This window comes from Pseudotabrizicola alkalilacus (assembly GCF_003443995.1).
Classification (GTDB): domain Bacteria; phylum Pseudomonadota; class Alphaproteobacteria; order Rhodobacterales; family Rhodobacteraceae; genus Pseudotabrizicola; species Pseudotabrizicola alkalilacus.
This window is the reverse complement of sequence record NZ_QWEY01000005.1, coordinates 189,413-209,660: the sequence shown is the minus strand read 5'-3', so window position 1 is coordinate 209,660 and position 20,248 is coordinate 189,413. Positions and strand designations below refer to the sequence as shown.

Genomic DNA, 20,248 nt, shown 5'->3' with positions numbered 1-20,248 from the left:
CCGGAGGGCGGCTTTGGGGCAGGTTAACGCCATTGAGTGTGGTTGCCGGGGGGCGGGCCGCCGCCAGAGATTTTGATCAAAGGTTTGCCAAGCGATGAGCCCGGTCATCACACGGTTGCGCGGCGACGGGCTTGTGGCCCGCGTGATGCGCAGTTCGGCCTGGACCGCGCTGGGCTATGGCGCCAGTCAGGCGTTGCGGCTGGCGTCGAACCTGATTTTGACGCGGCTGCTGTTCCCCGAGGCGTTTGGTCTGATGGCGCTGGTGTCGGTGTTCATCGTCGGGCTGACGATGTTTTCCGACATGGGCACCCATCCGGCGATCTTGCAGCACAAGCGCGGCGATGACGTCGCGTTTCTGAACACCGCCTTCAGCATTCAGGTCACGCGCGGGGCGGTGCTGTGGCTGGCCTCGGCGGCGATTGCGTATCCGGCGGCGCTGTTTTACGGCCAGCCGGAGCTGGCCTGGCTGTTGCCGGTGGCGGGGTTTTCGCTGCTGCTGCACGGGCTGGAGCCGACACGGGTGGATACGGCAGCGCGGCATCTGCGGCTGGGGCGGCTGACGGCGCTGGATCTGGCGTCGCAGGTTGTGGGTGTGGTGTCGATGGTGGGGCTGGCGTGGGCCACACAATCGGTCTGGGCGCTGGTGGCGGGGTGGATCGTGTCGTCGGGCACCCGGCTGGCGCTGGTGACCTGGGCCCTGCCCGGCCCGAAAAGCCGGCTGGGATGGGAGCCTGCGGCGGCGCGCGATCTGATGCACTTTGGGTTCTGGCTGTTCCTGTCCACCGCCTGCGGCTTTCTGGTGGCGCAGGGCGACAAGGCGATTTTGGGCAAATATCTGACGCTGGAGCAGCTGGGGCTGTATAACATCGGGTTTTTTCTGGCGTCGTTTCCGATGCTGCTGGGCCAGACCATTGGCGGGCGCATCCTGATTCCGCTGTACCGGGAGCGGCCGCCGGGGGCCTCGGTCGAGAACTTTGCCAAGCTGCGGCAGATGCGCTTTGCGCTGTCGGGGGCGATTTTCGCGCTGCTGGCGGTGATGGCCTTTGGCGGCGAGTGGATTGTCGATCTGCTGTATGATCCACGCTATTCGGCGGCGGGGGCCATTCTGGTGCTGATTGCGGTGATCCAGATCCCTTCGGTGATCGGCATGACCTATGACCAGTCGGCGCTGGCGGCGGGGGACAGCCGGAATTACTTTCTGCTGACCGCGCTGCGGGCGATCTTTCTGGTGGCGGGGCTGATCGTCGGGGCGGAACGGCTGGGGCTGGTGGGCGCGCTGGTCGGGCAGGCCATGGCGGCAGTTGCGGTCTATCCGTTCCTGATCTGGCTGGCGCGGCGACACAAGGCGTGGGACTGGGTGCACGATCTGACCTTTGCCGTCCTCGGGCTGGGGATTGCCAGTCTTGCCGTCGGGCTGGACCGCAGCGCAATTTTCGAATTGCTGACCTTGTTCGGGGCGGGCACGCCATGACCCTGCACAATCAGACCGCCCCCCAACAGGACACCGCCACGGCCGAGCACGCGCTGACCCCGCTGCAACTGGGGATGGTCTATGAAAGCGCCCTTGCCGGGCGGCCTTGGGTCAATCTGGAACAGATCGTGGTGCATCTGGATGCAGAACACGTCGATGCCGACGATCTGCGCGCAGCCTGGGCGCTGGTGGCGGCGCGGCATGCCGCGTTGCGGCTGTCGATCCTGTGGCGCAAGCGGGTGACGCCGGTGCAGGTGCTGCGCGACCGGATCGAGGTGGCGCTGACCGTTGAGGACTGGTCGACCCTGACACCGCGCAGGCGGGAGGGCATGCTGGCGCAGTTTCTGGAGGCTGACCGCGAACAGGGCGTCGATCTGGAGTCGGCACCGGCCTGGCGGGTGATGCTGGCGCATCTGGGGCCGCAACGATCGGTCATGGTCTGGACCGTGCATCACGCCATGGTCGATGGCCGCAGCATGGCGATTGTGCTGGAAGAGGTGTTTGCGGCGTTAAAGGGCGGGGCGCTGCCCCCTGCCCCCGAGGCCGGATTTCTGGAGTACGCGCGCGGTCTGGCCGCACAGGACAGCGCAGCGGCGCAGGAGTATTTCCGCGACTATCTGAACGGGTTTGACCAGCCCAACCCGCTGGCCGATGATTCCAATGACAGCGGCATGACCCGCAAGCGCCAGATGGAGCGGCAGTTGGATGCGCGGCTGACCGCCGCACTTGGCCTGCGGGCCGAGGCGGCGGGCACGACGCTGGCCACTGTGGTTCAGGCGGGCTGGGGCATGGTGGTGGCGCGCTGGACCGGGCGGGCAACGGCAGTGTTTGGCACCACCCGCGCCGGGCGGCATATTGTGCCGGGCACCCAGCGCACCGTGGGCTGTCTGATCAACACGCTGCCGATGAAGGTGCAGATCAGCCCGCCACGCGGGGCGGATGACTTTCTGAGCGGATTGCGCCGGGACTCGCTGGCCCTGCGGGCGCATGAACATGCAGCGCTGACCGATATCCGGCGTTGGTGCGGTTTGCCCGGCACCGAGTCCCTGTTCGATTCGATGGTGATGTTCGAGCACGCCTCGCTGAATGAAACCATGCGGGCGCTGGGGCCGGACTGGGCAACGCGCCGGGTTGAGCTGCACGAAGAAGGCGCGCTGCCGCTGACGCTGGCGGCTTACGGCGATGCGGAACTGCTGCTGATGCTGGAACATGATCCGGCAGCGGTGAGTGAGGCCAAGGCGCGGGCGATGCTGGGCCATCTGGCCGAGGTGCTGGCCTCGTTGGCAAAGGCGGGCACCACCACGCCGCTGACGCATCTGACGATGTTGCCGCGCCCGGAAGAGGCGGCGCTGCTGGCGCTGGCCCGGCCAAAGCAGCGGCTGCCTCAGGTTGACCCGTGCGTGAGTCTGCGGTTTTCCGACCGGGTGTTCGACCAGCCCGAGGCTGACGCGCTGAAGATGGTGGGCCGGCCCGAGCGGATGAACTACTCGATGCTGGAGGCGCGGATCGGCGCCCTTGGCGGGCGGCTGGTGCAGGCGGGGGCCGGGCCGGGGCAGATCGTGGCGATCTGTCTGCCGCGCGGGCCGGATTTTGTGGTGGCCATGCTGGCGGTGCTGCGGGTGGGGGCGGCGTTCCTGCCACTGGACCCCGGCTATCCCGAGCCGGTGCTGCGCCACATGCTGAGCGACAGCGGGGCTGGGCTGATGCTGGCCCAATGCGGTCAGGATGTACCGCCGGGTGTGCGCCTGATGACGCCGGAACCAGAGCCTGGGGCCACAACGGCACGGCGGCCCGATCTGCTGCCACCTGACCCGGACCGGCTGGCCTATGTGATCTACACCTCGGGCTCGACCGGGGTGCCAAAGGGGGTCCGGGTGCCGATGCGGGCGCTGTCGGCCCATGCCAGTGCGATCATCGCAGGGTTCGGGCTGACCCCCGACGACCGGGTGCTGCAATTTGCCAGCCTGTCGTTTGACGTGTCGATCGAGGAAATCATCCCCACCCTGCTGGCCGGGGCCAAGGTGATCTTGCGTGATGCGGCGATGGCAGGATCGGTCGGGCTGTTTCTGGAAGAGGTCGCCCGGCAGGGCATCACCGTGCTGAACCTGCCGACCGCGTTCTGGCATGTGCTGGTCGATGAGATGGCCCGCGACGGGTTGCACCTGCCGCAAGCCGTGCGGCTGGTGGTGGTGGGGGGCGAGCAGATCAGCCCGCGCGCGCTGGCGACCTGGCAGCGGATCGCGCCGCGTCCGCGCTGGCTGAACGGCTATGGCCCGACCGAAACCACGATCACCTGCACCCTGCACGAGCCGGGGCCGCTGACGGCGGGTGAGGATATTCCGATTGGCCGCCCGACCGCGCATGCGCGCGCCTATGTGCTGGCCCCTGATGGCTCGCTCGCCCCGACCGGGGCAGTGGGCGAGCTGTGGATCGGCGGGCCTGCGGTGAGCGACGGCTATATCGGCCACGCCGACCAGACCGCCGAGGCGTTCCGCCCCGACCGCTTTCATGGCGAGGGCCGGATTTACCGCACCGGCGACATGGCGCGCTGGCGGCCGGACGGGGCGCTGGCTTTTCTCGGGCGGCGCGACCGGCAGGTGAAGCTGCGCGGCTTTCGCATCGACCTGCGCCATGTCGAGCGGGTGCTGGAGCGTGAGCCGAGCGTGGGCCGGGCGCTGGCGCATGTTCTGGGGGCAGGCACGCCGGGCGCGCGGCTGGTGGTCTGGGTGGCGGCGGCAAATGGCCAGCCCCTGCCCGAAGCGCAGAGCTTGCGCGCGGCGGTCGCGGACCATCTGCCGGCGCATATGCTGCCTGCCATTCTGCCAGTGGCCAGTTTTCCGCGCACGCCGGGCGGCAAGATCGACATCGCCGCCCTGCCGGTGCCCGAGGTGGCGACCTCTGCCGATATGTCCACAACCGATGATCCGGTCACGCAAAAGATCGCGGCGCTGATGGCGCAGACGCTGGGGCTGGATGGGGTGGGGCCGGAGGATGATTTTCACGACCTTGGCGGCCATTCGCTGCTGGCGGTGCAGTTGATCGGCCGGATCGAGGCCGAACTGGGTCACCGGCTGGGGGTCGCAGACCTGCACCGCCGCCCGACGCCGCGCGCTCTGGCGCGGGCGCTGTCGGCGGCGCAATCGGGGCCGCGCTATATCCTGCCGATCCAGCCCAAGGGCAGCCGCCCGCCCTTGTTCGGCGTGCATGTGCTGGGCCGCAACGAGGAGCACTTTCGCCCGCTGGCCGAGGCTTTGGGACCGGATCAGCCGGTGTTTGGCCTGACGGTGGGCTTGCTGGCGCAGGATACGCCGATTGGCGTGCAGGACACGGCGCGCGCCTATGCGACTGAAATTCAGCGGCATTTTCCGCAGGGACCGATCAGTCTGGCGGCGGTGTCACTGGCCAGCTATGTCGCCTATGAGCTGGCGCAGCAGCTGATCCGCGCCGGACGCGAGGTTCGGGTGATCGCGATGTTCGACAGTGCAGGCCCCGGCGGGCGGTCGCGGCTGTCGGGCCGGGCGCGGATCGGGGTGCATCTGCGGCAGCTGGTCCGGCGCGGGCCGTCGCATCTGGCGGGGATCGTGACAAACCGCTGGGCAGATGTGCTGTACCGCAGCAAAAAGCTGCGTTTGCGGCTGCAAAAGCGGCGGGGCGAAGCGGCCCCGATGACGGTTGACAGCTTTATGGTCGCGGCAGAGCTGGCGGTGCAGGCCTATGAGGTGCGCCCGATCCACCGGCCGCTGACGATCTTTCGCGCCGAAGAGAACGTGTTCGACAGCCCCGAAAGCGCGCAGGACGGGCTGGGCTGGGCCGCCGTTGCCGCCTCGGGGTTTGAGGTGATCGACGTGCCGGGCGATCACCTGTCGATCCTGCAGCCACCGAATGTGGCGGTGCTGGCGCATCATCTGTCGGCGCTGATGGAAAATCTGCCCGAGGGGTGACGACCCGACCACACCTGAAGGGCAAGCCGCACAGGATTGCGCTTTGACCGGCCGCGCCGCATGGTGCGGGCCGGATGACGGAGGAGGTTGCGATGGCGGTGGAAGCGTTCGGACGGGTTGACGGCGTGGAGGTTCAGGCGGTGACGCTGAGCGGTGGCTCTGGCCCACGGGCACGGGTGACGACCTATGGCGCGCGGCTGACCGAGCTGTGGGTGCCGGACCGCAACGGCGTGCTGGCCGATATCGTGCTGGGGCATAGGGATGCGGCGGGCTATGCGGCGACCAAGGCCTATCTGGGGGCCACCTGCGGGCGGTTTTCCAACCGGATCGCGGGCGGTCGCTTTGTGCTCGACGGGCATGTGGTAGAGGTGGACCGCAATGAGGGCGCAAAATCGCTGCACGGCGGGCGGGCCGGGTTTGACCGCAAGATATGGGAGATTGCAGAGGTTTCGGCGCGGTCGGTGACGCTGGTGGCGGTGTCCGAGGATGGCGAGATGGGCTATCCGGGGCGGCTGGCGTTGCAGGTGCGCTACTGGCTGGATGAGGCAGACCGGCTGTGGATCGCGATGGAGGCGCAAACCGATGCGCCGACCGTGGTTAACATGGTGAACCACAGCTATTTCACCATGGCGGGGTCCGGGTCGGTGATGGGCCAGCAGCTTCGGATCGGGGCGCGGCATTATACGCCGGTGGACGATGCGCTGATCCCGACCGGCGAGGTGCGGGCGGTGGCAGGGACGGCGTTTGACTTCAACGCCTTGCGCGAGATCGGGGCGGATCTGCCCGCACCGGACGGGTTTGACCACAACCTGTGCCTGACCGGCCCGCTCGAGGCAAAATGGGGCGAGGCGCTGCGGTTTTGTGCCGAAGCGGTGGATGCGGCTTCGGGTCGGCGGATGGAGCTGTGGACCACCGAACCGGGGGTGCAGTTCTACACCGGGGCCCATCTTGCGGGCGGCTTGCCGGGCAAGGACGGCGCACCGATTGCCGCCTTTACCGGCTTCACGCTGGAAACCCAACGCTTTCCCGACAGCCCGAACCAGCCGCAGTTTCCCCCGGCCAGGCTGGAGCCGGGGCAGCGCTATCGGCATCTGATGGCGTTTGATTTTACGCCCGCCCCTGCCTGACGCGGTGGGACCAGCAGGGAGCCCCCCGACCTGCCCCTGTCTTGCGAAACGGGCAGGGGTTCCCTCCCCCGTTGTCGGGAAAGACAACGGAAGGGAGGAGACCCGGCCGGTGCCCCCCACCCCCGGGCCCCTCCCCACCAGGGGGAGGGGAGGCGCTGGCGGCTGGCGTCGGGAAGGCGCGGCGCGGGTTGGCAAAGCACAGGAGGGTGGCACAGCCAGCACTTCCCTCCCCCCTTGTGGGGGAGGGAGAGGGTGGGGGGGCGGGGCGCCCCTGCCCTACGCCTTGGCCGCGAAATGGTGCAGCGCCGCCACCGCGCAGGAGGCCAGCCGCGCCATCGGACTGTCAGAGCGGGAGTTGAGGATCACCGGCACCTTTGCCCCCAGCACCAGCCCAGCGCCTTCGGCATGGCTGATATAGGCCAGTTGTTTGGCCAGCATGTTGCCAGCGTCGATCCCCGGCACCACGAGGATATTGGCACGGCCCGCAACACCGCCGGTCAAACCCTTTGTACGGGCAGCGGCCATATCGACCGCGTTGTCCATCGCCAGCGGCCCCTCGACCATGCCGCCCTTGATCTGGCCGCGTTCGGCCATTTTTGAAAGCAGCGCCGCGTCGATCGAGGACTGGATGGCGGGGTTGATGGTTTCCACCGCCGACAGCACGCCGACGCGCGGCTCGATCCCCAGCGCGAGGGCAAGGTCGATGGCGTTCTGGATGATATCCACCTTGGTCATCAGATCGGGCGCGATGTTGATGGCGGCGTCGGTGACCATCACGGGTTCCGGCAGGCCGGGCACATCCATCAGGAAGACATGGGTGAACTTGCGCCCCACCCGCAGGCCCCGGTCGCGGTCGATCATCGGGCGCAAGAGATCATCGGTATGCAGATGGCCCTTCATCACCGCCAGCGCGCGGCCCTCATGCACCAGCTGGCAGGCCATGGCGGCGGCGGCGACATCGGTGCCGGGCACGTCGATGACTTCAAACCCCGACAGATCCGCGCCGAGGGCTTTGGCGGCGGCGTGGATGGCATCGGCGTGGCCGATCAGGATCGGGGTGATGATGCTTTGCGCGGCCGCCAGCAACGCGCCGCCAAGGGAATTGGGGTCGTCAGGGCAGACAACGGCGGTGGGAAGCGCGGGCAGCGGGCGGGCGCGGTCGATCAGCGCGTCGAAATGGCGGTGACGTTGTACGATCAGACCGGGAATATGCAGGTTGTCGCGGTCAAATCTGATCTGCGGCGCCTGCACGATCGCCTCGCCGCTCAGGATCAGGGCGGCATCGGCGGGGCGGGTGACGTCGGTCCTGAGCCGGACCGTGCCATCGGGGTGCTTTTCCAGCACGGTGACCTGACACAGCAGGTCATCCCCGGCATGGGCGCTGGCGTGAAAGGTCAGGCTCTGCTGCAGCAACCGGGTGCCCGCCCCCGGCAGATGGGTGCCCAGCACGGCCGAGACCAGCGAGGCGATGAACATGCCCGCCGCCATCTGTTCCGGGCGGCCATCGCCGTCAAAATCGCTGTCGGGCAGGTTCATCGGATTGTAATTGCCCGATGACGCGGCAAACACATACAGATCATCCGGCGTGATCAGACGGCGCAATTGTGCCGTGTCGCCGGGGTGCAGGTCGTCAAAGGTTCGGTTGACCAGACGCATGGGGGACTCCTTACCAAGACTATAGGGGATTTGCGTGACAGTCCTTGCAGCCATCGGCAAGAAAAATGCCCCCCGCAAGCAAATGCCTGCGGGGGGCCAGGGCTCAGATGCCTGTTTTCAGATCAGGCAAGATCGAAGCGGTCGGCGTTCATCACCTTGACCCATGCAGCGACGAAATCGCGCACGAATTTTTCGGCGTTATCATCTTGCGCATAAACCTCGGCATAGGCGCGCAGCATGGAGTTGGAGCCAAACACCAGATCAGCGCGGGTGGCGGTGAACTTCACCGCGCCGGTGGCCCGGTCGGTGATGTGGTAGAGGTTGCTGCCCGCCGGGATCCATTTCCACGCCATATCGGTCAGGTGGACAAAGAAATCGGTGGTCAGCGCGCCCACCCGGTCGGTGAACACGCCATGTGCCGTGCCGCCGTGGTTGGTGCCGATCACCCGCATGCCGCCGACAAGGCAGGTCATTTCCGCAGCCGTCAGACCCATCAGCTGGGCGCGGTCGAGCATCAGTTCTTCGGGGCTGACCACATAGTCCTTTTTCTGCCAGTTGCGGAAGCCATCGGCCACCGGTTCCAGCACGTCAAAGGACGCGGCATCGGTCTGCTCTGCCGTCGCATCGCCACGACCGGGGGCAAAGGGCACGGTCACGTCAAAGCCTGCGGCGTGTGCCGCCTGTTCCACGCCACAAGAGCCTGCCAGCACGATCACATCAGCCAGACTTGCACCATGAGCCGCGGCAATCGGCTCCAGCACCGAGAGCACATGGGCAAGGCGCGCAGGCTCGTTGCCTTCCCAATCCTTTTGCGGTGCAAGCCGGATGCGGGCACCATTGGCGCCGCCGCGCATGTCCGAGCCGCGATAGGTGCGGGCCGAATCCCAGGCGGTGGTCACCATGTCGGACACCGAGAGGCCGGAGGCCGCGATGGCAGCCTTGACGGCGGCCACGTCATAGCCGGTGGTGCCTGCCGGGACCGGATCTTGCCAGATCAGATCTTCCTGCGGAGCCTCTGGCCCGATGTAGCGGGTGCGCGGCCCCAGATCGCGGTGGGTCAGCTTGAACCAGGCGCGGGCGAAGACGTCGGAGAAATAGGCGTGATCCCCGGCAAAGCGTTCGCAGATCGCGCGGTAGATCGGATCGACCTTCATCGCCATATCGGCATCGGTCATGATCGGCATCACGCGGATGCTTGGATCTTCGACATCAACCGGCATGTCTTCTTCGCGGATGTTGACCGGCATCCACTGGTTGGCACCAGCGGGGGACTTTTTCAGCTCCCATTCATAGCCGAACAGCAGGTCGAAATAGCCGTTGTCCCATTTGGTCGGATGCGTGGTCCACGCGCCCTCGATTCCGCTGGTGACGGTGTTGCGCCCGACGCCGCGGCTGGTGTTGTTCATCCAGCCAAGGCCGCCTTCGGTGATGTCGGCGCCTTCGGGGGCGGCTTGCAGGGCACCGGCATCGCCGTTGCCATGGGTCTTGCCGACGGTGTGGCCGCCTGCGGTAAGTGCTGCGGTTTCCTCATCATCCATCGCCATGCGGGCAAAGGTTTCGCGCACATGCAGCGCGGTCAGTGCCGGGTCTGGCTGGCCGTTGACGCCTTCGGGGTTCACATAGATCAGCCCCATCTGCACGGCGGCGAGTGGGTTTTCCATGGTGGCGGGGTTTTGCACATCGTCATAGCGGGTGTCGGACGGTGCCAGCCATTCCTTTTCCGCGCCCCAGTAGATGTCTTTTTCCGGGTGCCACACGTCTTCGCGGCCAAAGCTGAAGCCATAGGTTTTCAGGCCCATCGACTCATAGGCGATGGTGCCGGACAGGATGATCAGATCGGCCCAGCTGATCTGGTTGCCGTACTTCTTCTTGATCGGCCACAGCAGACGGCGCGCCTTGTCGAGGTTGGCGTTGTCGGGCCACGAGTTCAGCGGTGCAAAGCGGATGGTGCCGGTGCCGCCGCCGCCCCGGCCATCGGCCAGACGATAGGTGCCAGCGGAATGCCACGCCAGACGGATCATCAGGCCACCGTAATGGCCCCAGTCCGCCGGCCACCAATCCTGAGAGTCGGTCATCAGCGCATGCAGATCGGCTTTCAGCGCGGGCACGTCGAGGGTTTTGACCGCTTCGCGGTAGTCAAAGCCCTTGAGCGGGTTCGACTTGGTGTCGTGCTGGTGCAGGATGTCGAGGTTGAGCGACTTTGGCCACCAATCCATCACCGTTGCCGCCGTGGTGGTCAAAGACCCGTGCATCACCGGGCATTTGCCACCCGATTTGATATCGTTTCCATCCATGTCGCTTCTCCGCTTTTGTCTCTCTGGCGCAGCCGGTCCACCGCTCGGTCAGACGAATCGTCTGCCCGCAGAACCATCGCTGCTTAGAATCTCTCTAACATGACGCGTCGATAATTAGAATTTGCATTTTCTAATCAACATTATATGTTTTTCTTATGAAAGCATTGTCGATGAAACACCTGCGGTATTTCGAAGCTCTGGCGCAACACGCCCATTTTGGCCGCGCCGCCGAGGCCTGCGCGATCTCGCAGCCCGCATTGTCGATCCAGATGAAAGAGCTGGAGGAAATCCTGGGTGCGCCGCTGATTGAACGCGGCGCGCGGCAGATCAGTCTGACGCCTTTGGGCGCGGAATTTGCGCTGCGGGTGCGGGGGATATTGCACGCGGTGGAGGAACTGGGTGATCTGGCGCGGGCCTCGTTCGGGCCGCTGACCGGGCGGCTGCGGCTGGGGGTGATCCCCACTGTCGCGCCCTATCTTTTGCCGCGCATCATGCGCGATCTGACCGTGCGCTACCCCGACCTTGACCTGCGCCCGCGTGAGGCGATCACCCAGCGGCTGGTCGAGGATCTGACCGAGGGGCGGCTGGACACCGCGCTGGTGGCGCTGCCGGTGTCAGAACCGGGGCTGACCGAATACCCGCTGTTTGACGAGGAGTTCATCCTTGTCCGCCCGCAAAGCGATGCCGACAAACCGGTGCCCAACCCGGAAACCCTGCGCGAGATGCGGCTGTTGCTGCTGGAAGAGGGGCACTGCTTTCGCGAACAGGCGATTTCGTTCTGCAAGCTCGGCTCCGCCCTGCCCCGCGATCTGATGGAGGGCAGCTCGCTCACGACGCTGGTGCAGATGGTCGGCGCGGGTATTGGCGTGACCCTGATCCCGCAGATGGCGGTCGCAGTCGAGACCCGCTCGGCCGCCGTCTCGGTCGCGCGGCTGCCCGAACCGCGCCCGTCGCGCACCATCGGTCTGGTCTGGCGCAAGACCAACCCGCTGGCGAGCCAGCTGGTGCAAATGGCCGATCTGATCCGCACCAGCGGCACCACGCAAGGGTGACAGCACTGCCCGGTTCCGACGCCGCAGGTGGCAGATCAGAAATCGGTCGGCGCACCACCCTCTTGCTTGCGCCGCGCGACAAAGCGGGACAGCTCTTCGCGGGCGGTGTCGTCCATCGCGGGCGGCTCGAATTCGGCCAGGATCTGTTTGTAGATCCGGTGGGCGCGTTCCGGGGTCCAGACCGCGCCATCGGCGACCCAGGCCTCATAATTGCGCCAGTCGCTGACAAAGGGGGCGTAGAACGCGGTCTGATAGCGATCTTGGGTGTGCTGACAACCGAAGTAATGGCCGCCCGCGCCCACCTCGCGGATCGCGTCGAGGGCGAGGTCTTCGGCGCTGCTGGCAAAGGTGGCCTGTTCGAAATAGCGCTGGATCATCTGCAGCACTTCGCAATCCATCACGAATTTTTCGGGCGACGCGATCAGCCCGCCCTCCAGCCAGCCCGCCGCGTGGTACACCAGATTGGTGCGCGACTGCACGGCGGCCCAGAGGCTGTTGGAGGTTTCCCACATCGACTGGCCATCGGGCACGTTGGCGGCGCAGACCCCGGACGAGCGCAGCGGCAGTTTGTAATGGCGTACCAGCTGGCCGGTCATTTGCGTGGCGCGCATGTATTCCGGCGTGCCAAAGGCGGGCGCGCCGGATTTCATATCGACGTTGGAGGTAAAGGTGCCGATCGCCACCGGGCAACCGGGGTTGATGTATTGCAAGAGCGCAATGGCGGCGAGGGCTTCGGCCAGCGACAGCGCCACCGCGCCCGCCATGGTGACCGGGGCCATCGCGCCCGCAAGGGTAAAGGGCGTGACCACCACCGGCTGGCCGCGCCGGGCCATGCGCATCGCGCCATCAAGCATCGGGTAGTCGTGTTTGAGCGGCGAGACCGAGTTGATATTGGTGAACATGCGCGGGGTCGCGTCAAATTCGGACGGGGTCAGGCCAGCCGCGATGCGGACCATTTCCATCACATCCTCGACCCGCTCTGCCCCCAGCGAATAGGCGTGCACCACCTTGTCGGTGAGGGTCAGCTGGTCGTGCAGGCAATCCAGATGCCGCACGCTGGCATGCACATCGACGGGTTCCACCGGATAGCCGCCGTTCAGGTGGATGCAGTTGAAATACTGGGTCAGCTTGGTGAATTCGCGGAACGTCGCCATATCGCCCGACCGCTTGCCCCGCTCCAGATCCCAGGCATTGGGCGGCGAAGAGACATTGCCGAACAGCATGTGCGGACCGCCGAGGATCACCTGACGCGCCGGGTTGCGCGGTGTGATGGTAAAGGACTCGGGCGCGTCGGCCAGCATCTCCATCACAAAGGCTTCGTCCATGCGGATGTTGGTGCCGCTGACAATGCAGCCCGCGTGGCGGAGGATGTCCACCGCTTCGGGGTTCAGGAATTCGATGCCGATGTCGGAGAGGATGGTCATGGCGGCGCGGTGGACGCGCTGCACCCCCTCGGCATCCAGTGGTTCGGTGGGGCGGTCGGGGTTGACCGGGATGCGCCAGGGCATCTGGTCGATCACGGCAGACCCCGCGCGGGCCTGATTGCCCGCCCTGCCCCCGGCGCGACGCTTGCGGTCCTGAACATCAGCCATCACGGAGTCCCCCTGCTGCCCCTTTGCGTGGGGCTGTCGGGGCAGGATGAACGAAAGCGGCTGCCGGTGCGCTCTTCACCGGCGACGTGAATGTGTCGTTTTCAGGCGGCGCGTTCGGCAAGCCAGCCGGTGAGCCCGCCAATGTCGGGCAAAACGACATCGGCATGGGGGGCAAGATCGGCTTTGGTGGCGATCCCGGTCAGCACCGCGATGCACAGCATGCCCGCCGCGCGCCCCGCATGCAGGTCGTGCAGGCTGTCGCCGACCATGGCAATGCGGGCCGGGTCCAGCCCGGTGGCCCGCGCAAAGGCCAGACACATGCCGGGGCCGGGTTTGGCCCCATGGCCGGAATCGTACCCGGCGATGAAGTCGAACAAATCAGTCAGATCATGCGCGGCCAGATGGGCGCGGGCCGGTGCCTCGGTGTCATTGGTGGCAAGGCCGATCTGCAATCCCCGGTCGCGCAGCGCCTGCAGCAAGGGGCGCAGCGGCACGGCGGGCACCATGACGGCCTGTGCAGCGGCGGTGTTGATCTGATGCGCCACCTGCGCCACGGTCTGCCCCGCCAGATGCGGCACCAGAGCGGCGGCAATATCCTGCGCGGTGGCGGCAATCACCGGGCTGTCGGGGTGGAACATGCCGGTGTCCAGATCATAGCCGATGGCAGTGGCCATGTCGTGTGCATGCGCCGCGTCGCGGCCGATGCGGCGGACCAGCGTTTCCGCCCAACCGCCCCAGCTGCGGCGGAAGTCGAACAATGTGCCGTCCTTGTCAAAGATCACGCCGTCAATCATCTGGGCCCCTTGTGGCAAACCGTCATGTCCAATGCAGCGAATCGCCCCCCGGCAGGGCGGCGCGGGCCAGCATCGGCGCGTCATAGCGCAGGCTGTTGGCATCGCAAAAGGCGATGATCCATGCGTCATCCATCAAAAGGAAGTCGAGGACCGAACCCAGGAACTCTGGCTCTGCCGCGCGGGCTGCCAGTTCTTCGGGCGAAAGCCCGGTCGAGCCCATGAAGACCGGCAACAACTCTTCGTGACCCGCGAGCCAGGTCAGGGCTTGCAAAGCCATGGTTTCAGCGGATTCTTGCCGAGACATCGTGTTATCCTCAAAACTTCGGGCAAGTTAGCGACAATTTATCCCGAAAGGAATTAAAACCGTTATTGCTTCCGCAAGGATTCCTTAACCAAATGGTAGGATCGTTAACGTCGTAAGGTTCTTTCGGGTTAAATTGGTATGGACGGCAGAATTCTCATCATAGATGACGTCGCGACCAACCGTATCGTGTTCAAGGTAAAGCTTGGCGCGGCGCGGTATCACCCGTTGGTGGCCGCTGGCGGGGCCGAAGGGTTGCGCATGGCCCGAAAAGAGCTTCCCGATCTGATCCTGCTGGATCTGATGCTGCCGGATCTTTCGGGCATCGACGTGCTGCGCCACCTGCGCGAAGACCCGCTGACACGGGATATTCCGGTGATCGTGGTCTCCTCCTCGACCGCACTGGATGACCGCCTGCTGGCGCTGGAGGCGGGGGCGGATGATGTGTTTGTCAAACCCTATGACGATGATCTGCTGATGGCACGGTTGCGCAATCTGCTGCGCAGCCGTCAGGATCTGACCGATCTGACCGAAGGCCATGATGCGGCCCTGTTCGGCATTGCCGAAGCCGGGACAGAGTTCCGCCAGCCCGGTCATCTGGTTCTGGTCACCGACCGGCCAGAAATGGCGCTGAAGCTGCGGCGTGAGCTGTCGCCACTGATGCGCGACACGATTTCGGTGCTCAGCCACAGCAATGCGCTGGCCGAGTCTGATGCGGTCAGTGGCGGGGCGGATATTTATGTGATCGACGCCGATGACCCCAAAGCGGGCGGTCCTGCGCGGGACAAGGCGCTGCGGCTGTTGTCGGATCTGCGCAGCCGGACCACCACCCGCCATGCCGGAATCTGCCTGCTGACCGGGGGCAGACTGCGGGCCGAGGTGATGATGGGCTTTGATCTGGGGGCGAATGCGATTCTGTCTGCTGACATGCCGGTTGCCGAAATCGTGCTGCGGCTGCGGGCGGTGCTGCGGGCCAAGCGCCGGGCTGATCTGCGGCGCGAGCAGGTGCAGGACGGGTTGCGGCTGGCGATGATTGATCCGCTGACCGGGTTGTTCAACCGCCGCTATGCCGCCGCACGCCTGTCGGTCATGGCGCAACGCGTGGCCAAAGAGGGGCGGTCGCTGGCGGTGATGCTGGCCGATATCGACCGGTTCAAATCGGTGAATGACCGTTACGGCCATGCGGTCGGCGATGATGTGCTGATAGAGGTCAGCCACCGTCTGGGCGCAAATCTGCGGGCCGAGGATCTGCTGGCCCGCATTGGCGGCGAGGAGTTTCTGATCGCCCTGCCCTACAGCTCGCAGGAAGAGGCGCAGACGGTTGCGCGCCGGTTGTGCTATCAGGTGGAACAGCGCCCGGTGCTGCTGGCCGGGGGCGAAGCGCTGACCGTCACCGTGTCGATCGGGCTGGCGCTGTCGGAAGTGGTGCCGGTGGGATCGCGCAGCTGTGACCCGGATCTGGTCGATGTGCTGATCGGGCGGGCGGATCAGGCCTTGCTGGCGTCGAAACGCGCCGGGCGCAATCAGGTGACATTGGCGCGCAACGCCGCCTGAGGGGTGGGCGGCCATTGGGTCGTCTGCGCGGCGGTGCGCACGTGATCAGTGCGCCGCGCGTCAGTTGCCAGCCTTGCGCTCTTTGCGCGGGTCTTTTTCACCTCGGCGGTCCAGCAGTTTTTCCAGCCGCTCGACAAAGGCGGCGCGGTCGGCGTCTGACATCTGCAACACCAGCGTCACCAGCGCGTCGCGCCCCGCCTCGGCCCGCGCGGCGATGCGGCTGCTCTGGGTGCTGACGGCGCTGCGAAACGCCTGCGGCTCAAACGGGGTGGCGCGCAGGGCGGTCAGCACCGCATCGAAATCTCCCCGCATCTGGGCGCGCATCTCGCGCAGGCCCGGACCTTTTTCGGCAAAGCCGCGCAGCATGGCGCGGCGCTGGTCACGGGTCAGCGCTTCGGTAAAGGGGCCAAAGCTCAGATCGCGCACGGTGGGCGGATGTGGGCGGTCGGCGTCGTGAAAGCGCAGCGCCATGCCCGCCACTGTGCCGACCACCGCAAGATTGAGCGCCAGTGACACGGCCAGCAAGATCTTGAGCCCGCGGCCCGGTGGTTTGGCCGACGGCGTATTGGCGGAAGAGGACGGCAGGTCGGTCATTGCAGGATATCCTCGGACAAAAGCGCATCAAAGCCGGGCAGCAGGTCAAGGCTTTCGCTGACCCCAAAGCCGATACTGCCGGCGAAACTGACCATCGGTTCGGGTTGGACATAGCCGATCACCAGCCCGGCCATGGCGGCGGTGCCCAGACCCGCCACCGCGATGGCCCCGCCAAGGGTGGCAGCCAGTCTGGCCCAGAACCCGCGCCGTGCTGGACGCGCCACCCGAACCGGCAGGCGGGGCTGAAGAGCACGGGCATCAGCCAGCACCCGCGCCATAAAGGCATCGTCGGGCTGCGGCGGTTCGGCCTGCGCCTGTGTCAGCAGCGCGTCCAGCCTGGCCTCGGGTGTCATGTCACTCTGCGTCTTCATATCCCAGATCCTTTCGCCGCCCCGCCAACAGCGCGGCCAATGCGCGTTTGCCCCGCGCGGTCAGGCTTTCCACCGCCTCGACCCCGATCGCCATGATCGTGGCAATCTCGGGGTTGGCAAGGCCTTCGATATGGCGCAGCACCACCGCCTGCCGCTGACGGTCGGGCAATTCCGCAAGGGCCGCCTGCAACGCGGCCATGCGGTCGGCCTCGATCATCACCTGCACCACGGCCGGCTGGTCGCTGGCCGGTTCGGCCGCATCGTCCAGCGGTTCGGCCCGACGCCGCTTTCGGGCGCGCAGCCGGTCGGTCGCCAGATTGCCCACCACCCGGTAAAGCCAGGTCGTGACCTGCGCCTCGCCCTGCCGCCAGTCGGGCGCGATCCGCCACAGCCGCAACAGCGCCTCTTGTGCCACATCCTCGGCCTCGGCCCGGTCGGCCAACATGCGCAGCGCATGGGCAAAGGCGCGCGGGGCCAGACGCCGGGTCAGAACGCGTGCGGCCTCGGGGTCTCCATTCGCATAGAGAACCAAAAGCGCCTCGTCCGAAGGCGGGGCTGCGGTATCGTCGCGTGGCATGTCCATCCTGTTTCTGGCTTATCGGCTTTCGCCCCCCGCCGGAAGGGCCGCGCAAAAGCGCGGCCCTTTTGGGTTGGTCAGGATCAGTTGTTGCCGCGCGGGCCATTTGGCCCCCCGTGCTTTTTGCCGTGGTTTTCGCCATGCGTGCCGCCCCGGCGCTCGGCCATCCGCTCTTTGGCGGCGGCCAGTTCGGCTTCGGAGATCGCGCCGTCCTTGTCGGTGTCGAGCCGCTCGAATATGCGGGCCGACATGCCCGCCTGCATCGGGCGCATGACCATTTCTGCCGCCGACAATTTGCCATCGCCATCGGTGTCGAGCATTTCGACCATCCGGGCGGCCTGCGCAGTGGCGCGCGTGGTGGCGGCGCGGATGTGCATCGCGGCCAGTTCCTCGGCGGACAACAGGCCATCGCCATCAGTGTCAATCGCGGCGGTTTGTGCGGTGCGGAAGGCGTCGATTTCGGCTTGGGTCACTTTGCCATCGCCGTCGGCGTCCATCGCGGCAAAATCCATGCCCGCCATACCGCCCATCGGGCCACCCATACCGCCCATACGGTCGCCCATCCGGTCGCCCCGGTCGGCCAATGCGGCCCCTGCGGTCAAAGCAAAGGCCAGAACCACCAGCGAGGTGCCCACGATTTTGTTTGTGTCGATCATTGGTCGTTTCCTTTTTCAGACCGGCCCGCTGCTCTGTTCGGGGCCTTGTGAATGTGAAACGCCGCAGCCGGGTGGTTCCGTCGCAGATTGTTGCGCGCTTGCGACATAGGCGCACAAGGACAGGATGCGGCCTTTCAAAAACCGGGATATCCGGGATATCAAAAGATCAGGACGCCTGTTCGGGTCGCCCTGCCCCCCTGTGAAAAAGTTGCGCATCCATGCCGGACAGATTGATTTCCGTAGCCTCAGACCCTGTGGCAGACCTTGTGGTGGATGCGGCAGATGACCGGCCCCTGCGCCCGGCCATGCTGCGCGGCTGGCGGATGCGCTGCCCCAACTGCGGCGCGGGGCAGATGCTGCGCAGCTACCTAAAGGTGCGCGACACCTGCCCGGTCTGCGGCGAGGCGCTGCATCACCACCGCGCCGATGACGGCCCGGCCTATCTGACCATTCTGATCGTCGGCCACGTGGTGGCACCGCTGATCCTGTATATCTTTGTCCGCTATCGCCCTGACCCTCTGGTGCTGGCGGCGGTGTTTTCGGTCGGCACGGTGGCGCTGTCGCTGTATCTGCTGCCCCGGCTCAAAGGGGTGATTGTGGCCATTCAATGGGCCAAACGGATGCACGGCTTTGGCAGGGTCCGCGATGACGGCTGAAGCGCCGGTGCTTGACCCTCCCGTGCGCGCGGCAGCCACGGTGATCCTGTGGCGTGCGGCGGCCACCGGGCCGCAGGTTCTGATGGGGATGCGCGGGGCGGCGGCGGTGTTCATGCCGTCGAAATATGTGTTTCCGGGCGGGGCGGTTGATCCCGGAGATGCGGCATCACCCCTGCCGATGACCGGGATTTGCGCCCATCGGCTGCGCGCGTTCTGCGGGCCGGAGGCCCCGGCACCCGGCGCTCTGGCCGGGGCTGCCGTGCGTGAGTTGCGCGAAGAAACCGGGCTGGTGATCGGCCCGACGCCCGCCCCTGCCCTGCGCTTTGTGTTCCGCGCGATCACGCCACCGGGGCGGACACGGCGGTTTGACGCGCGGTTCTTTCTGGCCGATGCGGCGCATCTGACCGGCGCGCCCGACGATTTCAGCAAGGCGGATCAGGAGCTGTCGCATCTGCACTGGATCGGCCTGCGCGAGGCGCGGGCGCTGGATCTGCCGTTCATCACCGAGGTGGTGCTGGCCGAGATCACCGCAACCTTGCGCGGCGCGCCGGATCAGGGCGTGCCGTTTTTCGACAATTCCGGCACCACACCCGCATTCCGCCGGATCGTATAGGCGGGTGCCGCCATCAGCGGATGCGGCACCGGATCTTTGGCGCGCAGGAAGTGGCGGGCAAAGATCTGGGCATAAGAGCGGTAGGCATAGCCGTCATTGCGGCGCAGGTAATGGGCGCGGTTGGCGGCATACAGCCCCGGCAGGCGATACCACGGCACCTGCGGGTGCATGTGGTGCACCACATGCAGGTTGTTGTTGAGAAACAAAAGCGCCAGCGGGCCGCGATCTTCGACAATCACGGTGCGGGCGCGGGCGGCTTCGTGCGCGCGGTGCTCCAGAAAGGTGCGGATCTTCAGGAGGGCCGTCGCAAGGTAAGTGGCCGCCAGATAGCCCGCCCAGCCCATCGGCGCAGGGATGAGCCACAGCGCCAGCAGCGCCAGCCCGCCCAGATGCAGCAGCCAGTCGCGCCGCACCGCGCGGTCACGGCGCAGCAGGTGACGTTCGCCGCGCAGCCAGAGCAGAGTGCCAAGGACCGGGCCGATCACCATGCGACCCAGCAACGTGTTATTGGCGATGAACAGCCCTTTCACCCAGCCCGGCAGGGTGGCCCAGACCTTTGGGTCGAAATAGTTCGACTCCGGGTCGTCATAGGGATCGGTCAGGCTGGGGTCGTGGTGATGTGCCAGATGGGTGGCGCGGAACCGGCCATAGGGCACGGTGGGATAAAGTGCGGGAAACACCAGCGCCTCATTCAGCCACGCCGTGCGGAACGGGTGGCCATGCAGCGCCTCGTGCTGGAGCGAGCAGAACTGGGTGATGGCGATGGCGGTGGCGAGGATGCCAAGAACCGGCGACAGCGTGGTGAGGCTGGTGGTGCCAAGGGCCCAGAGCACATAGGTCGCGGCCAGCAGGATCAGGGTGGGCCATTCAAGGACCGGGATGCTGCGGTCGGACTGGATGAGCGGCAAGATGAACCCCTTTTTGTTGGCCCTTTGTGGGTAGCACTTGCCTTTGACGCCGAGAACGCCAAGGATGCACAACAGAATGTCACCTTCGTTG

General features: G+C 66.1%; 17 protein-coding genes. 7 read left to right on the top strand and 10 right to left on the bottom strand.

The annotated features are described in order from the left end of the window. Nucleotides 1-94: 94 nt before the first annotated feature. The 3 genes from D1012_RS11260 to D1012_RS11250 all read left to right on the top strand — a co-directional run bounded on the left by D1012_RS11260 (nucleotide 95) and on the right by D1012_RS11250 (nucleotide 6,539). Nucleotides 95-1,471: an oligosaccharide flippase family protein gene (locus D1012_RS11260; RefSeq protein WP_118152186.1), complete on the top strand. Its 1,377-nt coding sequence runs from the start codon at nucleotides 95-97 to the stop codon at nucleotides 1,469-1,471. Continuing rightward, complete coding sequence (locus tag D1012_RS11255) at nucleotides 1,468-5,412, top strand: non-ribosomal peptide synthetase (RefSeq protein WP_118152184.1); 3,945 nt, start codon at nucleotides 1,468-1,470, stop codon at nucleotides 5,410-5,412. The genes D1012_RS11260 and D1012_RS11255 overlap by 4 nt, the downstream gene beginning before the upstream one ends. A gap of 74 nt (nucleotides 5,413-5,486) precedes the next feature. Then, on the top strand, nucleotides 5,487-6,539 hold the full coding sequence (locus tag D1012_RS11250) for an aldose epimerase family protein (RefSeq protein WP_233517098.1): 1,053 nt from the start codon (nucleotides 5,487-5,489) through the stop codon (nucleotides 6,537-6,539). A gap of 276 nt (nucleotides 6,540-6,815) precedes the next feature. On the opposite strand, the gene D1012_RS11245 is transcribed toward D1012_RS11250, so the two are convergent. Continuing rightward, a complete protein-coding gene (locus D1012_RS11245; RefSeq protein ID WP_118152182.1) occupies nucleotides 6,816-8,195 on the bottom strand; it encodes a bifunctional enoyl-CoA hydratase/phosphate acetyltransferase in 1,380 nt (459 codons plus the stop codon). 122 nt (nucleotides 8,196-8,317) lie between these two features. Further along, nucleotides 8,318-10,489 (bottom strand): catalase/peroxidase HPI, encoded by a 2,172-nt coding sequence (gene katG / locus D1012_RS11240; RefSeq protein ID WP_118152180.1) that lies wholly within the window; start codon nucleotides 10,487-10,489, stop codon nucleotides 8,318-8,320. 155 nt (nucleotides 10,490-10,644) lie between these two features. On the opposite strand from katG, the gene D1012_RS11235 reads away from it, so the two are divergent. Next, complete coding sequence (locus tag D1012_RS11235; protein WP_118152178.1) at nucleotides 10,645-11,541, top strand: hydrogen peroxide-inducible genes activator; 897 nt, start codon at nucleotides 10,645-10,647, stop codon at nucleotides 11,539-11,541. Between the two features lie 35 nt (nucleotides 11,542-11,576). On the opposite strand, the gene D1012_RS11230 is transcribed toward D1012_RS11235, so the two are convergent. From D1012_RS11230 to D1012_RS11220, 3 genes are all read right to left on the bottom strand, one after another. Further along, the gene (locus D1012_RS11230; protein ID WP_118152176.1) at nucleotides 11,577-13,133 is read right to left on the bottom strand and encodes a trimethylamine methyltransferase family protein; all 1,557 of its coding nucleotides are present in this window, start codon (nucleotides 13,131-13,133) and stop codon (nucleotides 11,577-11,579) included. A gap of 101 nt (nucleotides 13,134-13,234) precedes the next feature. Continuing rightward, nucleotides 13,235-13,927 carry an HAD family hydrolase gene (locus D1012_RS11225; RefSeq protein WP_118152174.1) on the bottom strand — a complete coding sequence of 231 codons (693 nt, stop codon included), beginning with the start codon at nucleotides 13,925-13,927 and terminating at the stop codon, nucleotides 13,235-13,237. A gap of 22 nt (nucleotides 13,928-13,949) precedes the next feature. Next, complete coding sequence (locus D1012_RS11220) at nucleotides 13,950-14,231, bottom strand: DUF3572 domain-containing protein (protein ID WP_118152171.1); 282 nt, start codon at nucleotides 14,229-14,231, stop codon at nucleotides 13,950-13,952. Nucleotides 14,232-14,369: 138 nt separating this feature from the next. On the opposite strand from D1012_RS11220, the gene D1012_RS11215 reads away from it, so the two are divergent. Beyond that, nucleotides 14,370-15,782, top strand: coding sequence for a diguanylate cyclase (locus D1012_RS11215; protein ID WP_118152169.1), 1,413 nt, complete (start codon nucleotides 14,370-14,372; stop codon nucleotides 15,780-15,782). Between the two features lie 60 nt (nucleotides 15,783-15,842). Here D1012_RS11215 and D1012_RS11210 read toward each other — a convergent pair whose 3' ends face one another. The 4 genes from D1012_RS11210 to D1012_RS11195 all read right to left on the bottom strand — a co-directional run bounded on the left by D1012_RS11210 (nucleotide 15,843) and on the right by D1012_RS11195 (nucleotide 17,980). Continuing rightward, the gene (locus D1012_RS11210) at nucleotides 15,843-16,376 is read right to left on the bottom strand and encodes a periplasmic heavy metal sensor (protein WP_118152167.1); all 534 of its coding nucleotides are present in this window, start codon (nucleotides 16,374-16,376) and stop codon (nucleotides 15,843-15,845) included. Next, nucleotides 16,373-16,747, bottom strand: a complete 375-nt coding sequence (locus D1012_RS11205; protein WP_147335679.1) for a dihydroorotate dehydrogenase — start codon at nucleotides 16,745-16,747, stop codon at nucleotides 16,373-16,375. Before D1012_RS11205 ends, D1012_RS11210 begins: the two co-directional genes overlap by 4 nt. Next, nucleotides 16,731-17,330: an RNA polymerase sigma factor gene (locus D1012_RS11200; protein ID WP_118152163.1), complete on the bottom strand. Its 600-nt coding sequence runs from the start codon at nucleotides 17,328-17,330 to the stop codon at nucleotides 16,731-16,733. Before D1012_RS11200 ends, D1012_RS11205 begins: the two co-directional genes overlap by 17 nt. A gap of 77 nt (nucleotides 17,331-17,407) precedes the next feature. Continuing rightward, entirely contained in the window at nucleotides 17,408-17,980 is a 573-nt protein-coding gene (locus D1012_RS11195; protein ID WP_118152161.1) for an EF-hand domain-containing protein, read from the bottom strand. Between the two features lie 305 nt (nucleotides 17,981-18,285). Between D1012_RS11195 and D1012_RS11190 the strand changes: the two genes are divergently transcribed. Then, nucleotides 18,286-18,636: a DUF983 domain-containing protein gene (locus D1012_RS11190; RefSeq protein WP_233517105.1), complete on the top strand. Its 351-nt coding sequence runs from the start codon at nucleotides 18,286-18,288 to the stop codon at nucleotides 18,634-18,636. Beyond that, nucleotides 18,626-19,249, top strand: coding sequence for an NUDIX hydrolase (locus tag D1012_RS11185; protein ID WP_118152157.1), 624 nt, complete (start codon nucleotides 18,626-18,628; stop codon nucleotides 19,247-19,249). Before D1012_RS11190 ends, D1012_RS11185 begins: the two co-directional genes overlap by 11 nt. Here D1012_RS11185 and D1012_RS11180 read toward each other — a convergent pair. Next, nucleotides 19,189-20,148 (bottom strand): fatty acid desaturase, encoded by a 960-nt coding sequence (locus tag D1012_RS11180; RefSeq protein ID WP_435530914.1) that lies wholly within the window; start codon nucleotides 20,146-20,148, stop codon nucleotides 19,189-19,191. The genes D1012_RS11185 and D1012_RS11180 overlap by 61 nt on opposite strands. Nucleotides 20,149-20,248 lie beyond the last annotated feature (100 nt).